The sequence below is a fragment of the Macrococcus capreoli genome (genome assembly GCF_025628935.1).
Classification (GTDB): Bacteria; Bacillota; Bacilli; order Staphylococcales; family Staphylococcaceae; genus Macrococcoides; species Macrococcoides capreoli.
Genome location: NZ_JAOTIS010000009.1, coordinates 14,863 through 30,450, shown reverse-complemented (window position 1 = coordinate 30,450; position 15,588 = coordinate 14,863). Strand labels below are relative to the sequence as shown.

The window sequence follows — 15,588 nt, the reverse complement described above, 5'->3', positions numbered from 1 at the left end:
AAAAAGAGTACAAACCTCAAAAGTTTGCACTCTTTATTTTAACTGTTCTAGTAATAACATCTCTTCAGCAGTCAAGTACTCAAATATTTTACGTGGCCGTGTATTTATATCATAAACGGCTTTATTAATAGATTTCTTTGTAACATTCTTAAAATCAGTTTTTTTCGGAAAATATTGACGTAATAAACCATTAACGTTCTCTATACTTCCTCTTTGATAAGGCTTGCCAGGATCACTAAAATAAACATTACATTCTAATTCTTTTTCTAACAACTCATACAAAGCAAATTCTTTCCCTCTATCAATAGTAATCGATTTAGGCTTTAAATCTCTCAAAACATCTATAATTTCATTACAAACATCTTTAGACTTCCTTGTAGGCAATTTACGAGCATATAAATACCTTGTTTTACGTTCTATAATCGTTAATAAACAGAATTTTGAAGGACGTTTACTCCATATCGTATCAATTTCATAATGCCCAAATTCAGAACGATTATTTATTATTAATGGGTCTATACATTATCGCTCTTTCACCAACTTGAATTTTACCTCTAGTTTCAGATGACTTATTATAATTACTACCCTTAAATCTTAAATCAGTCTTTTTATATTCAACCTTATTTTCTCTAATCAAACGATAAATAGTCGCAAATGACAAATATTTTCCAATATCATCTGGCATTTTTGCAGCAATCTGACGAGGAGACCATTTTAAAGCTAATTTCTTTTCAATATAATCTATCATATCTTCATCAACTTTTAAAAATTTCCCTCTATTAAATTGCATACTTTCATCATAATGCTTTTGTGCTTGAACGGCATTATATACACCATTTTCAGACCTATTAACAATTTCATTTCTAACAGTCGTATTTTTTAAATTTAACAACCTGGCAATTTCACTATAATTTTTACCCATATCTAAATAATTAGCAATCGCACATCGATCATCAAACGTTAAACGATAATTCTTTCGCAATAATAACACTCCTTTACATTTTCAATGTTCCATTTTAAAATATAAATGAGTGTTAAATTAACGTATCCCCCTTTGTAACTTTTGAAGAGTAGGGGGATACTTTTTTTTATTTTTTCTTTAAATTCATTTCTTTATATACTGGCTCATGAGTCTTCATATATTCTTTTTCTTTTTCATTAACTGCCTCAAACTTACCAGAAGTAGCATTCTTTACATACATTGCACGTGTGATTAAATTACTTTTATTACTTACATATTCAATTAAAATAACTTTACCATCTTCGTAAACATAATTATTTGTTTTATTTTTATCTAAAGTAATCCAATCACTACCAACATTTTTCATACTTTCCGATTCTTTCTTTTCCATATCTAAAACTTGATTAATATCATCTTCATACTTATTACCACAAGCCGTTAATACTATAACTAGTGACATCATCAACAATATACTTAAACGTTTCAAAATATTACCCCCTTTTTTTCTTTAAGTATATAAAATTAAATGACACACTTCAACAACTTGTGTCATTCAATTAAATCAAAAGAACTAATTAACCATTTACCATTATTATTTACTAACTCTAATTCACTTGTAACATCTTTTTTATCTTTAAAAGCTTTATCATTGTAATGCTGATCAAATCTCACGAGTACATTATATTTACTTTGACCTTTTTTATACTGGTCAAAATAAATATGTACATTATCAATTGTCATTTCAGTCGCAATATTAAACTTATCTTTACCAGAGAATAGTTTTTCAGACAATTCATCAGTAATATAATCTGATACTTTATCTTTTTTACTATTAAATGACTCGTTTTTCTCCATTTCAAACATTACTTTAATAAATTTATTAGACTTCTCTCGTATTTCTTTTTCATCATCAGACATATTTACAACAAATTTATCACTTTCTTTAGATTTCAACTCATGAATTTCATCAACCATTTTTTTATTCTCATTTACCAGGTTAGATATAATTTTTTCATACTTTTCTTTCATTACATGACTTTTATTTTCACTCACAAAATAAAATATACCGCCTAATACAATAAATATTAGTGCTAAATAAATTACATTTTTATTTTTCACTACAAACCACATCCCAACCCGTCAGATTTCACCTTAAATTTTTTAACTAATGGACTATACCAGTCAATCGCATTAGATACACTATATTTATTATCTCTAAGAACTTCTAAATGCAAATGTGCACCAGTCGTAAAACCAGTATTCCCACTATAACCAATCAATTCACCGGCTTTTACTTTATCGCCTTTTTTAACTTTAATACCATTAAATTTTAAATGTCGATATGTCATATAAATAGAATTATTTTCATCACTCATAATTGTAATATGATTATCTTTGCCCATATAAAAAGGCGAAGCACCACCAGAGGTAAAAACATCAATCGTTTCTGTAACCTTACCATTACCGATAGAATATATAGGCGTACCCTCTGACAACGCCAAATCAATACCTGGATGACCTGGATAATCACCAATCTTACATGTAACCCTAGATAACAATTCTTTAGCTACAGGAGAGCCTATATTCTTTATAGATCCACTCGCAGTACATTTTATATCTTTATCCCCTTTAGAACTTAATTGTTCTACAGTTTCTTTTACTGCCGGTATCCAGTTTGCATTTAAATTAGTTGGATCATTAGAAGCACCAACCGGTGCGTATTTCGGTCCAATTTTTTCCGGAGTATTTAAACCCTCAGAAATATATAGTTCATACAGATTTTTTATACCAACTTCAATCCCATTTTCTATTGTAGGAAATTTACTATCATGAATAGATTTATTACCCATAACACTATAAGGGTTATTCTGATTAGTAGCATTCGCACCATGCCCCCAACCGGACTCCATAGCCACAATAGCAATCGCTATTTTAGGTGGTACTTTAAATTTCTTAGAAGTATCAACAATAAATTTTCCTTTACCCTCAAGTGCGCCACCTTTCGCATTCTTTTCAAATATGTCTTCCATTTTATTTTTAGAAATATCACCACCAGTACAATCATTTTCATTCATATTTTCTTTTTGTTGAAGTGAAGACATCGACACACCTAATACAATCAGTATAAATAAAAATAAAATTGATAATGGAAGTATCAACGGTAATAATTTTAGAAAGATCGCAAATTTAATTTTTTTATTCATATGACTTGTTTCTCTCTTTTTGTTCTTCATTCATTCGATTAACTTTATTTAATCGTCCCGTATCATTCATTTCATTTCTTTGACTATTATCATTATTGCCCGTTGATTTTATTTCATCATTAACTTTTGTTCTTGAATAATCACCATTATCAATAGATTTTTGAGAAAAATTATTACTATACTTTACATCTTGATAATTTCTACTTTTTACTTCGTCTTTTTTATCAAGATTATTCGATACATCTTGATTAGAATAATTCATATCAGAAGTTTGTTCAGTTCTTGTAATCACTCTTTTTTCATTCTGATTATAATTTTCATTACTTACATCTGACTTTTTAGGTTCATTATTTTCTACAATTTGTTCAGAACGTTCAATAGATTGACGACTAACTTGACGTTCATTTTCTTTAAAATCTGTTTGACCAGTACTAGAATAATTACCTTGATTTTGTTCTTGTCTTTCAATTTGATTATTATCATATACTGCATATGATTGATTATCTTCTTGATTTTTCTTAATATCATTCATATTCTTACTATTAACATCACTCTGTTGCGTTCTTACAGAAGAATTACCAGGAGATTGTTTAACGGCTTGTACATCATCTTTCTTTCTTTGATTTGATCGTATAACATTTTGTTTTTCACCACTTTTTATCGGCTTAGGCTCTTGTTTTATACGTTTTCTTTCTTGAAGTATCTTATTTAATTCACGTCTTTGTTTATAATTATTAAATGCAAGTGCTGAAGCATTATCACCAATACGTTTAGGACTAAAAGTAACATTACCATTTGTCACAAAACTTAAAATTTCATTACGTTTAATAAATAACACATACAACGTAATAAATACACTTATCACATTCAATAAATAACCAGACATTGTATTAGGCGGTATAAACATATCAATAATCTGTTGTACAAGCGTAAATAAAACAAATACGAACGTTACACATGTCGACAATATAATATATCCAAACGTTGTTTTAAACGCCTTAAACATGCTATATTCCATCTTAGGCAAGAAACTAATCACAAAACTAAATACACAGAAAATCACAAGTAACAAACTAAAAGCACTTAATATTAATTTTAATAAACTCACACCTAAAAATATTAATGAAAATATTATTGTCGTAATTAACGTTATTATCGCAATACCTAACTGTTTCATCACATTTGATTGTAATATTGCAGTATTTTTATAATCAGTCTCCTCAACATCTAATATTTTCTCAATTTTTTTTGAATTTTTTTCAGTATTTTTTAACTCTAATAAATTATCTACACGATCTTTACCTTCTTTTTTTAAAGCTTTTTCATCAACAGAATTATAATTCATCAATAAATAGGGACGTAGTACAGTCGTATCAAAATAACGGTTACGCACATTATTAATACCATTATCTTCACTAAAAATTGAGCCAGTCTGTGAAAACTGCGTCCCATTTAAAAGTACTGTATTCACACTTTTACCAAAAGAATTAATACCTTTTACAATCGGCTCCACATTAGAAAGCACTCCAGAACCAATACCAATCACTAAACACAATAATGCAAATCGTTTAAAAAACTCACCAATATCGCCTTTTACTGCCATTAGAAAATAAATATTTACCATAGCAATCACAAAAAATATTGCTAAAATATTTTGACTTAGTGACATATACAAAATATTTACCATATCTGATATTTTTGCAGCAAAGTCATCTATAACATCTAAACTATATAAATGTTCTAAACTATAATCTGTTACTTGCACAATAATTTTATTAATATCAAATATAAATGTAGTAAATGCGTTCATAGTTCCAGCAATTTCATCATTTCCCCACGGGTTCCAATCTTCATCTTTTTTAAAATTTGGACGATAATTATCTAATGGTTTATCTTTGCTTTCTATTTTAGCTTCAACTATTTCAACATTAGGAACTAAAGGGTTAGTACTATTTAAAGCGTCCTTCATTGTCTGAATTTCATAAGCACCATTAGAATTACTATTTAAACCATTATTTGCATTAGCCACATGACAATTAACAAAAAGAAACAAAAGAAAAAAGCATAATATTAAATAATATTTACGCTTCATTTCATCACTCCTAACTATATAATTATGGTTCTACACTCTGGATCTTCTAATTTATTTTGAATTAATATCTGTTCAACATCTTTTTCGAAATCATATTGTTCCATTAAAGGCGCTTCAAATAAAACAGGGTCAAAATGTTGCCCTTGAATTAAAATATAACCTCGACCAATATCATTTTTAGAAATAGGCTGAAATTCTTTATCAGTTTGTCCGTAAACCATTCTATAACCCTCACTAGATAAATTACCAAGTGATACCCTTAAACCTAATTGATCACGTACAGAACCTTTTATTACATCTGCGTCTGGTCTTTGAGCAGTTAAAAACATAAACACACCCGATTGACGACCTTTCATAATAATATTAGTCAATCTATCATTCATTTCTTGAAATTCTTTTTTGTCTAAAATACTTGTAAATGCAGTTATTTCATCAAAAATAACAAAATAGGGCACTAAATCAAAATTTCTAAAATCAGTACCAATTTTATATTTTTCACTCGATTTCATTAATTCATAACGTCTTTCCATTTCTTCTTCAGCTTTACGTAACTGACCTAATATTTTACCTTTAGTATCTGCTACTTTATCAGAACCTAGTACTTTTTCCATAAATGCTAAATCTGAATTTTTGGGGTCCAATAAACGTACATCAGCTTTACGCTTCAATAATTCTCTAATCATATAAAAAAGAAAATATGTTTTACCACCACCTGTAATACCACTTACTAAAGCATGTGGAGATTTTACAAAGTTCCAAATTAAATCATTAGATAACTTAATTGTATATAAATCATCAATAGTACGTTTATTTTGATTTTTAGCATCCATAACCAAACGTTTTTTATACTTTAATGGTCTGAACACATATTTCACATATCGCCCTATATGACGTTTTTCAAGCAATTCACAATTAAACATCGGTTCAATAATTGTTTCAAGTTCTAAATAATGTTGTTGATACCTTGAGCCATCTTTTTTAACGTGAATAACAATATCTTTACCTTTTTTTCGATAATAAAAAGTAGGGTAATATCTATAATCATCATGTTTCATTTCAATCTTTAAATATTCAGTTTGCTTTGTTGTTGTTACTCGCTGAATAAACCCCTGGTTTTCAATCATATTAGCTAGATCAATCACCCTTAGACGAAATAACTTCAAAATAACTAATGTCACTATAGTTACAACGCCTAAAATAATAAAAAGTGATAAATATTTTTCTTTCAAAATATCTATCACTGTAACAATCGTAAATTCATTTTTATTTAGTTTTTGTTCCTGGTAAATCTTAAATAATAAAAATAAACTTGTCATTCCCAACACGAATAATAAAATATACTGATTTAAATTTTTATAATAAGGTTGTATCTTCGTTCCTTTAAAAATAGGAATTTCCTTTAACGTCATAATTTCACTCCTCAAAAAAAGAAGATAATATAAAATTATCTTCTTAATATTTAAAATAAATCATTGAAATATAAATTCAAAAATAAATCATGTTGAATTTCTTCATATGCTTTAACAAATTCATTTTCATTCATATTACCTTTAACAAGTTTTGCAATTCTAATAGAATCATCAGTCTGTGATAAAATAGCTTCATCTAATCTAGACAACATCAATTTATTTTCTATAATTTCTTTCAAATTAATATAATAACCTAATATAGTATCAAAACCATGCAATTTTGTGTAACTTACTCTTTTATTACCATCTATTACTAAAGGTAAATCTAACATATTTTCATTTCTTTCATAAAAAAATGAACGACCAGTAACAAAATCAGAAGCTAAAATAATAGGTTCTAATTTTAAAGGCGTATCATCTACATAATGTTGATAAATAATTGGTAAATCATCTTTAGCCTCTCCAAATTGAGATAATGAAAATTTAATAGGCTCTTTATTTATACTTTTAATATATTTCAATGTTTTATCAATATCAAATCCAAAATCATAAATCATGTTTCTATCTGCATCTAACCTATTTATTGTAAAAACTTCATTCAATGAACTTTTATTATCATAACCTTCATAAACACTTCTTCTTTGAAAATAATCACTTTTAAAATCTTTCAACAAATTAGAAATTACTTTAGCCCAATTTTCATTATAAATTTTTACACACTCTAAACTATTAAAAGGTTCTGGAACTAAACCAAGCGTTATATTATAATATGACTCATCTAAACTATAATAATATAATTCAGTATAATGTAACTTCATATTAACACTTCCTTAAGCATTATTTTAATATTATCTTATATGTTTTTTACAAAATATACAAATAATACTATGATTAAATCGCAAATTTATTTTCAGCAATCGAACTCGCATTATCTTCTGTAGTCTTAAATGCCATTGTCATTTCTTCAAACGGGCAATGTACTGCCATTTTTCCAACTCGTCCATAAAAATCGCGGAACATACATTGACCTTTTTTCATATCCTTTAACATTTCTAAGTTTTCCGGACTTTCTTCGGAATATTCTAAGCTTAAAGCTTCTAATATTTCTAATCGTTCTCTGGGGTCATCAAAAGCAAAATGACAACCAAAGTTAGAATTATCATCATCAGCTTTATCATTAACCGATTGAGTGATAAACACTAATGAATTATTAAATGATCGCCCAGTACGTTTCATATTTTTAAATACTTTTTTACCTTGCTTTGATGAACCGAAAGCCCAACCTTCATCAACAAATGTAGTAGTAGTAACATCATTACGACTACCGAACTTTTCTAAGAATTTACCAACCAGTAAAACTAATGTAATACCATTTCTTTCACTTGTTGTATAACTTTCTACTGCGTCATCAGAACGAGGTAAATCTAAACCACGTACCTGTAATATAGTTGATTTAGTTTCAATGCTTAATGCTTCGTTTTTACCGTCTGAAAATACTAACTGCAAAATATTATTTTGTGTCTTTTCAAACAACAAATCACCGGCGTCCTTTATTCCTTTATCTTCACTTTGTTGTAATATCTTTATTACATCTAAACTACCAACAATTTCACCATTTTCACGCATTTCAACAACATCTGTAATCGCTTGATATAAAGCCGTTTCAATATGATGATAATTTTCAAATGATTTAATTTCATCAAATACTGACTTCAACATCTCTTTTGCTTCAACTCCATTTAAAAAAACAATTGGATCCAGGCAACCATAATTCGTTTCATCTTGATAATCTAAAGTTACATATTTAAATGTTTTGATATGTTTAACAAACAGAGGATATTTTTTCGCAATTTCTTCATTTTCAGATACTTTATTAAACCATTCTGCGAATTCACTTTTTGGGTCCCAATAAATTTGTTGACCATTAAAAAATGATGTATATATCCATAATAATTTAGCTAAGAATGATTTACCTTTACCAGTTTCACCCGAAATCATAACATGAGGACTATCCGAAGCAGCACCCGAAATACCTTTTGACGCGAGTAACAAACTAAATAATACAATATCTCTTGATGAAGCTATTGAATCCTCTAAAGATAATGAACGCATATACTTATCAATTCGACCGATATAAAACCCTGTTTTCGTTCCTAAGTTCTGTGATACACCAAATAAATTTTCACCAAATGCCACAGTATTAGATATTTGCATCCAGTAACGATTAATATTTAACTTATTACCATGCAAATTTAAATAGAATAATTGTAATTGATCAGCTAGGGGAGACACACAATATATTTCAACTTGTTCAAATCGTTCAATTAGTCGTTTAGCCTTACGCTTAACATCTTTATATGAACTACCTTTAATTACAAAACAATAAGACCATTCTAAAAATACGCCTTTACCTTTTATTTCGCTTTCAATTTCATCAAAAACAAATTTATTTTCTAAAGCGTCATCTGTAACATTATCTTCAACTGATAAACGCTCTTTAAACTGCGATTTTTGTAATGTACGTTTTCGATTAAATCGTTTATTAAGATTATCATTATCTAAAAATCTACCTTTGATATGACATTCAACAGGAAACGATAAATTTTGAGCCTTTTCAAAAATATGTGTGTATTCCATATCTGCCGGAAATTCATCAACTACAACAGTCAATGAATAAAATGCTTCATCTTCATTTTCAATCTTTAATATTCCATGTTTTGAAGGGTCAATAATAACATTACTAATTTGACTTCTAGTCATTTTACTCGATTGTTCTTTAACATCATGTGTTTCATTACTGATATAAGGCTTTCGACAAATATAACGTAAATCTTCTTCAGATAAACGTATACCATTAATCACTAACATTTTTTCAGCTAATTCTTTTTCAAATAACTGATAACGTTCTAATAACTTAAAATCAATATCAACATCATAACCAAAAGAACTAATAATTTTTTCAGTAGTATCATTAAATGTCGTTTTTAATACTTCTTTAAACGTTACTGACTCCTGGCTTAATTCTCTTAATTTCACACCCATAACAAAAGAATAATGTGTAATCATATTTAAATCTTGTTCAAGAATATTTATCGTTTCATCAGCGTAATAACGGGCAACATCAAAACAATCATCATCAAAATCTTTACTAATTTCATTAAATTTATTTCGAAGATCTAAATCATGTTCATACATTTCAAGATGAAAATCTTCATAGTGTTGTAAACTTTCCATAAAGTAACGCATTTTCTTTTTTACATCTTCTTTAGCTTCATAATTCGCCGTTGATATTGCTTCACTATTAATACGATAATACGCCCATACTTCACCAAAACGATTTAATAATAAATTTCCTTTCACTTTATGATAAGGTGTTTTTAAGTCCATACTATCCCTCCAATAAAAAAATAGCCCCGTAGGGCTACTTAAAATTAACTTTATCTTTATAACGCACTGGTTCATCATATGAATAAACAATATTCTTAATCTGTATATTATAAACATAAATCAAATATTCATAGATAAAGAACCATAAAGGTTTACCGTCTTGTTTTAACTTTACAATTTTTTTTGCTACTAACCATGGAAACCAGGTAAAATATACAATCAATAAACCACTAATATTATTAACAATGCCATGTAAAAATAATTTATACATCATAAAAAATATTAGTTCTACAAATAATAATGTCAGTCCAAATTCAAGATTTACACCAAAAGGCGTTTTAAACCCATTTCCCCAGTCATATATTACAACTTGCTGATTAAATGCCTTTTTCAGATTATACGCTTTTTTAGTACTCATTTTTATAATCCAAAAATAGGTTTAAAGAAATTACCGATAGCGTTTAAAATTTGATCTGGACCTTTAATAACAATATAAACGAAACCACCAATAATAATTGTTCCAATCATCGCACCAATCTGTTTTTTAGCAAATAAAATTAACACTAATACAATTACAATAATTCCAATCGCGTCAGCAGCCTGACTACTAATATTATTAGAAAGACCACCAATATTAATATCACCTAATAAAAATAAATTATTCATTATTCATTACCCCCAATAGTATGTTTTAGTTCTTTAACAGAATATTTACCATCTTTTTTCTCTAATTTTAATGTATAATGCTCCATATTAATTAATTTTGACTTTTTATCTGTCATATCAATAATAGCTTTAACAATGACTTTCTTATCTTTCTTATAAACAGTCATATTTTTTATTTCTTTAATCTCACGTTTATCTTCTAAGCCCTCCGGCTTATCCATTAAATAACGCATATCTTTCGCTGTAGAGGTTACATACTTTTTAAAAAATTCTTTAACAAAATCATTTATTTCAGTATCTGAAGAAGTACGATATTTATCATCAATTTGATTTTCAACCATTTTACCCTTAACTTTTTTATCTTTAGGGATCAAAGTAAAGTAGGGTAAATCATTAACACCATAGTTATCTTTATCTACTACTAAAGGAATATTTAACATCATATTCTGATTAATATTTTCTTCAACATCTTTAGTAACTGTTTTTTCTTCTTTCTTCTTATCTGATTTTTCTTTCACTTCTTTTTCAACCGTTGTAACAACATCATAATTTACTATATACTGAACAATAATTTGACCGTCTGATTTTACAATATTATAAAATTCTTTAGATTTTAATTTTCTTTCAGACTTCATATCATTGGAATTTTCTTTATAACCTTCTAAAAAAAATTTAGATAACGCAATAGATCGTTTATCACGTTCTGTATTATCCTTAGATAAATTTATATATTTATCTACAAATTCATCAGTATATAGACGTAACTTAGGACTATATTGAAGTTCTGACGCATTATCAATATAATCATTTTTAAATACTTTAAACTCATCAGCATTTGTTTTCGATGTCTTTACTGCAAGATTAGAATTTCTAAAAGCAAAAAAACCACTCAATATTAATAACAACACTGCGAGCCAAAAGAAATAAACAACGTATTTAGCTAATTTATTAACTTTAGGAATAGGCTTACGCTCATCTTCATTCACATTATAAGTCTTTCCATTTTTATTGAAACGTGATAAAATATATACGTTGATTAGTTTTAATAAGTGATTGCGAAAATTATTAATAATGGGAATCAACTCCTTTTGTTAATTGTTTTCTACTTTTCAGATACTTGCTCAAAAGTATCTGATTTTTTTTGTTCCAAATCTAAAATATAATTCGTAATACGTTGCTCATGTTCTTCTTTTAAATTCGCATTTTCTAAAACTAATGATAAATAATCAGTATCATTAGTTAACCCCAAATTTTCAGCAACTTTCTCAGCAGTCAAAACCGTTTCTAATGTAGTCGATACTTGTTTAATTAACCAGTTAATATTATCTTGAATTGATTTAATCTCCGGCTTCATTGTCAATTTAATTTTAGAAGCTTTACCAATAAAGATTGCCCACGGGCGATATACTGGCCATCTTTTTCTATTACTATCATTTGATGCCGGTTTACTAACAAAACGAACTGACTCGTTTAATATCTGTCGTATTACATATGCAATATTTGTTTCTTTCGTCAACACATCAACTAATACTACAGCTTTTTTATTTCTTACTTGTAATTCATATCTGTTCCAGGGTCCTATATCTTCAACTGGTATATTTCTTTTATATGACTGTTCATAATTCTTCTCATAAAATCTACAAAATAAATTACTTTTTTCAGAACCAATATACAAAGTTGAACCTCTATTACCACCATTCGCAATATTTTTACCTTGAATGATCTTCGCAAGTTTAAACTTTGATACACATTCACCAGAATCAATTTTTTTAATTAATGCAGGAATAGAGAGATAAGTTACATAATCATCAATCGCTATATCTATCCTTGTGAATTTACCACCATACTCTAAACAAAGTTTAAAAAAATCTTGCCAAGTCATATTTAAATTTTGTAAATGATGTTCAAACTCTCTACAAGCAGAACCAGTTAATTCAAAATGTTTACCCATATCATTTCGAGTGTCAGAATAATAAATTTTTAACTTTGAATATCTAATCTTACGATTATATCCATAAGCGCCTCCAGGCTCATCTTTAAAGTGTGTTATTGGCAACTTTAACACCTCATTTATTATTGCTGAAATGGGGGGGTGGTGGAAAGTGACTTGAACCCAGTCTACACAAGCACTCAACTCACTTTTATTTGTACGCTCAGCCCCCGTGTTACTAGTCGGGGGCTCATTTATATTTGTCATACATTTATCCTCCCTACAAATCGCAAGCGATTTGATAAATATGTCATTTCACTTTCTTAACGGCTTTTGCACGCGCAAGCGCTGCCCAAATGCTTAACGGGCTCCGCCCTTGCATTTTTGCGCGTGCAAAAGCCTAAAAGTTACATGACATATTTATAATGGTGTGCCTTTGTTAATCAATATCACCAATATAAATACAGTCTGTAACACTTTTTTTGAGCATTCTACCATGATTACGTTTAGCTAATTCATCACATAACAAACAAATATCAGCATAGATAAAAGGTCTGCCAGTTGAATAAAACTTAATAGACCTGTCTCTTTCTGATATTTCGTATGATAAATCAAGTAAAGATATTGCATGACCATAATTGATACGAGAAACAATATAATCAATCATCTGATCAGATAATCTCAACCTCAATTCATTAGCAATTCTAATCAGCAATATACTCGAATAAACCATAATTATTTCATAGGTTGCTTAGGCTCTGTTTTTGCCCCAATCGGCTTAATATCTTCAGCAGAAAACGAATAAGCAACTGTACTAAAATTACCATTTGATTGAATATAAATATTACAATCTGCATTTACTAATTCACATCTTTGTAAATAATCTAATTCAACTTTATTTGGTGTTTTTACAGTAATCTGTTCACCTTGTTCACGACTTGATAATTTATAAGCATATTGAACTTCATTAGTTCTTTCACCATTTTCATACTTATATTTCTCATCTACACCCATAAAATTTAACTCACCTAATGTTTTTTCAATGTCTAAAACTGGTTTCATATTATTCTCTCCTTTAATTTTTGATTGTTTAATTTTAATTTTTTTTCAATAACTGAAGATACACAAACATCAAAATTATGATATAAACCACTAATTTTTTTATAAGACTTATCAACTTCATAAGCAGTCTCTGTTTGTGGATTATAATTTACTAAAACTGTGACTTTATTTGATATGTCATAATAACCAACACATTCAAATATTATGGGATTATCAAGAGTTTGCATGATTTTAATATTCAATACTTTCACTCTAAATCCTCCAGTTTCTTTATTTGGTCGTCTGAATACGAATAGTCGCCAATCCAAACCACTGCATTTTTGATAATGGAGTTTCTATGCTTCTCCTGATCTATTAAATTTTTTTAATGCTTTTACTTGTTCATCACCTCAAAAAATTCTAAATCTTGTTTTTCGATCTGATACATTTTACAAATAAAATCATTACTAACTCCCATTTCTTTTAAAAATAAATAATCTTTGAAGGTAAAAATATAATCATCTTTTCGAGCTTTTTCACAAATATCCAATATACAGAAATATGCAATTTTATACATCTTGCAAATTTTACGTTTTGAAAATTTATGAAATCTTAAAATGACATAATTGTGATAATCTAGTTTATTCATTTTTTCAGAATATAAAAAAGATGATGTAAACTCTGTCATATCAACTAACCTCCTTCAAGATTAATTATTATAACTAAAGTTTACACCACCCTATAAAACATGCAATCCATTCAGCAATCTCTTCTTCCTCTAATTTCTCAGTTGCTATTCTGACAGTGAATTCAATACCCTCTTCAGTAGGTACTCTAATTTCTACACCATTAATATAGAGAAATATTTCTAGACACGTAAATGCTGTACGTTTATTTGCATTAAAGAAAATATGCTTCATAACAACATTGCGATATAAATTAGCGGCTTTTAACAACAAAGTAGGATATACTTCTACAGCGAATACTTCTTGTTTAGGGCTTTCAACAGTCATATTTAAAGCACTCGGCTCCTTTACACCTATTTGTTCACCAGGTGAAGTTTCGAGAATAAGTTTATAATTAATCGAAATAATTTGTTTTTCAGTTAAGTAGTTTATCATCGTTCAATTAATCCCTCTATAATTTCTCCATGTCTATCTAATGTTCTGTCTACAAGTTTAAGTATATCCAAATCATCATAAGCTTTCTTCACTAACTCCACACGATCTTCATTTACATCAAACATTAATGCATCACCTGTCGTTACATTAAAATGATTCAGTACTTCTTTTGGAACTGTAATTACAACTGAGTTTCCAGATTTCCATAACTTTTGCTCTTTAATAAAGCTGTGTCCATTATTTTTCGGTTCATATTCAAATTTTGACATGTTCATCACCTCATAATATTTTATTAATCTTTTCATTTGTTTACATTATACACTATTATTACATTAACGTAAATACATATATACATTAATACGTATATACGTCGTTATAAAAATATATAAAAAACGACAACCGAAGTTGCCGTTTTAATACATATCATATTTCCCTAAATTCATTTAACTGTCCCATACGATAATCAAGTGCCTCAAAATCAATAATACGTGCTTGTCGGTGAAATTCTCTACCTTCAGCAAATAGAATAATGACCGGTGATGTGAATAGCGATAATTGACCTGCCGCTTCTGGTATTTCATTCACTAATATCTGTGCACTCGGTAAATCATAATTCTCAAGCATTGACTCAACTTTCGGTAAATCTGCATGACATACCGAACACCCCTCTGACATAACATATAACACAAATTTATCTTGTTGCATTGCTTTTGTTAAAGTTTCGTAGTCTTTAATTTGATTCAATATTCAACACCTCATTTCAAAAAACTTATTTGG

General features: G+C 28.3%; 19 protein-coding genes. All 19 read right to left on the bottom strand.

Annotated elements, in window-relative coordinates; all coding sequences use genetic code 11:
* Positions 1–33: 33 nt before the first annotated feature.
* A complete protein-coding gene (locus OCL94_RS07855) occupies positions 34–462 on the bottom strand; it encodes an IS30 family transposase (RefSeq protein WP_262996467.1) in 429 nt (142 codons plus the stop codon).
* Between the two features lie 34 nt (positions 463–496).
* Positions 497–982 carry a helix-turn-helix domain-containing protein gene (locus OCL94_RS07850; RefSeq protein ID WP_262996259.1) on the bottom strand — a complete coding sequence of 162 codons (486 nt, stop codon included), beginning with the start codon at positions 980–982 and terminating at the stop codon, positions 497–499.
* A gap of 106 nt (positions 983–1,088) precedes the next feature.
* Positions 1,089–1,448, bottom strand: a complete 360-nt coding sequence (locus OCL94_RS07845; protein ID WP_262996257.1) for a DUF4467 domain-containing protein — start codon at positions 1,446–1,448, stop codon at positions 1,089–1,091.
* A 62-nt stretch (positions 1,449–1,510) separates the two neighbouring features.
* Entirely contained in the window at positions 1,511–2,080 is a 570-nt protein-coding gene (locus OCL94_RS07840; RefSeq protein ID WP_262996255.1) for a hypothetical protein, read from the bottom strand.
* Positions 2,080–3,165, bottom strand: a complete 1,086-nt coding sequence (locus OCL94_RS07835) for a peptidoglycan DD-metalloendopeptidase family protein (RefSeq protein WP_262996253.1) — start codon at positions 3,163–3,165, stop codon at positions 2,080–2,082. Before OCL94_RS07835 ends, OCL94_RS07840 begins: the two co-directional genes overlap by 1 nt.
* On the bottom strand, positions 3,158–5,257 hold the full coding sequence (locus OCL94_RS07830) for a CD3337/EF1877 family mobilome membrane protein (RefSeq protein WP_262996251.1): 2,100 nt from the start codon (positions 5,255–5,257) through the stop codon (positions 3,158–3,160). Before OCL94_RS07830 ends, OCL94_RS07835 begins: the two co-directional genes overlap by 8 nt.
* A gap of 14 nt (positions 5,258–5,271) precedes the next feature.
* Positions 5,272–6,666 (bottom strand): FtsK/SpoIIIE domain-containing protein, encoded by a 1,395-nt coding sequence (locus OCL94_RS07825; RefSeq protein ID WP_262996250.1) that lies wholly within the window; start codon positions 6,664–6,666, stop codon positions 5,272–5,274.
* 50 nt (positions 6,667–6,716) lie between these two features.
* A complete protein-coding gene (locus OCL94_RS07820; protein WP_262996249.1) occupies positions 6,717–7,484 on the bottom strand; it encodes a hypothetical protein in 768 nt (255 codons plus the stop codon).
* A 73-nt stretch (positions 7,485–7,557) separates the two neighbouring features.
* Positions 7,558–10,053 carry an ATP-binding protein gene (locus tag OCL94_RS07815; RefSeq protein ID WP_262996248.1) on the bottom strand — a complete coding sequence of 832 codons (2,496 nt, stop codon included), beginning with the start codon at positions 10,051–10,053 and terminating at the stop codon, positions 7,558–7,560.
* Positions 10,054–10,087: 34 nt separating this feature from the next.
* Complete coding sequence (locus OCL94_RS07810) at positions 10,088–10,471, bottom strand: conjugal transfer protein (protein ID WP_262996247.1); 384 nt, start codon at positions 10,469–10,471, stop codon at positions 10,088–10,090.
* A 2-nt stretch (positions 10,472–10,473) separates the two neighbouring features.
* A complete protein-coding gene (locus tag OCL94_RS07805) occupies positions 10,474–10,719 on the bottom strand; it encodes a TcpD family membrane protein (protein ID WP_262996245.1) in 246 nt (81 codons plus the stop codon).
* Positions 10,719–11,705 (bottom strand): conjugal transfer protein, encoded by a 987-nt coding sequence (locus tag OCL94_RS07800; RefSeq protein ID WP_262996242.1) that lies wholly within the window; start codon positions 11,703–11,705, stop codon positions 10,719–10,721. Before OCL94_RS07800 ends, OCL94_RS07805 begins: the two co-directional genes overlap by 1 nt.
* A gap of 116 nt (positions 11,706–11,821) precedes the next feature.
* A complete protein-coding gene (locus tag OCL94_RS07795) occupies positions 11,822–12,916 on the bottom strand; it encodes a replication initiation factor domain-containing protein (protein ID WP_262996239.1) in 1,095 nt (364 codons plus the stop codon).
* A 468-nt stretch (positions 12,917–13,384) separates the two neighbouring features.
* The gene (locus OCL94_RS07785) at positions 13,385–13,711 is read right to left on the bottom strand and encodes a YdcP family protein (RefSeq protein WP_262996234.1); all 327 of its coding nucleotides are present in this window, start codon (positions 13,709–13,711) and stop codon (positions 13,385–13,387) included.
* Positions 13,708–13,962, bottom strand: a complete 255-nt coding sequence (locus OCL94_RS07780) for a hypothetical protein (protein WP_262996232.1) — start codon at positions 13,960–13,962, stop codon at positions 13,708–13,710. Before OCL94_RS07780 ends, OCL94_RS07785 begins: the two co-directional genes overlap by 4 nt.
* Positions 13,963–14,084: 122 nt before the next feature.
* Positions 14,085–14,378: a hypothetical protein gene (locus OCL94_RS07775; RefSeq protein ID WP_262996230.1), complete on the bottom strand. Its 294-nt coding sequence runs from the start codon at positions 14,376–14,378 to the stop codon at positions 14,085–14,087.
* A gap of 34 nt (positions 14,379–14,412) precedes the next feature.
* Entirely contained in the window at positions 14,413–14,811 is a 399-nt protein-coding gene (locus OCL94_RS07770; protein WP_262996228.1) for a type II toxin-antitoxin system death-on-curing family toxin, read from the bottom strand.
* Positions 14,808–15,080 carry an AbrB/MazE/SpoVT family DNA-binding domain-containing protein gene (locus OCL94_RS07765; RefSeq protein ID WP_262996226.1) on the bottom strand — a complete coding sequence of 91 codons (273 nt, stop codon included), beginning with the start codon at positions 15,078–15,080 and terminating at the stop codon, positions 14,808–14,810. The genes OCL94_RS07770 and OCL94_RS07765 overlap by 4 nt, the downstream gene beginning before the upstream one ends.
* A 154-nt stretch (positions 15,081–15,234) precedes the next feature.
* A complete protein-coding gene (locus tag OCL94_RS07760; RefSeq protein ID WP_262996224.1) occupies positions 15,235–15,555 on the bottom strand; it encodes a thioredoxin family protein in 321 nt (106 codons plus the stop codon).
* Positions 15,556–15,588: the final 33 nt, after the last annotated feature.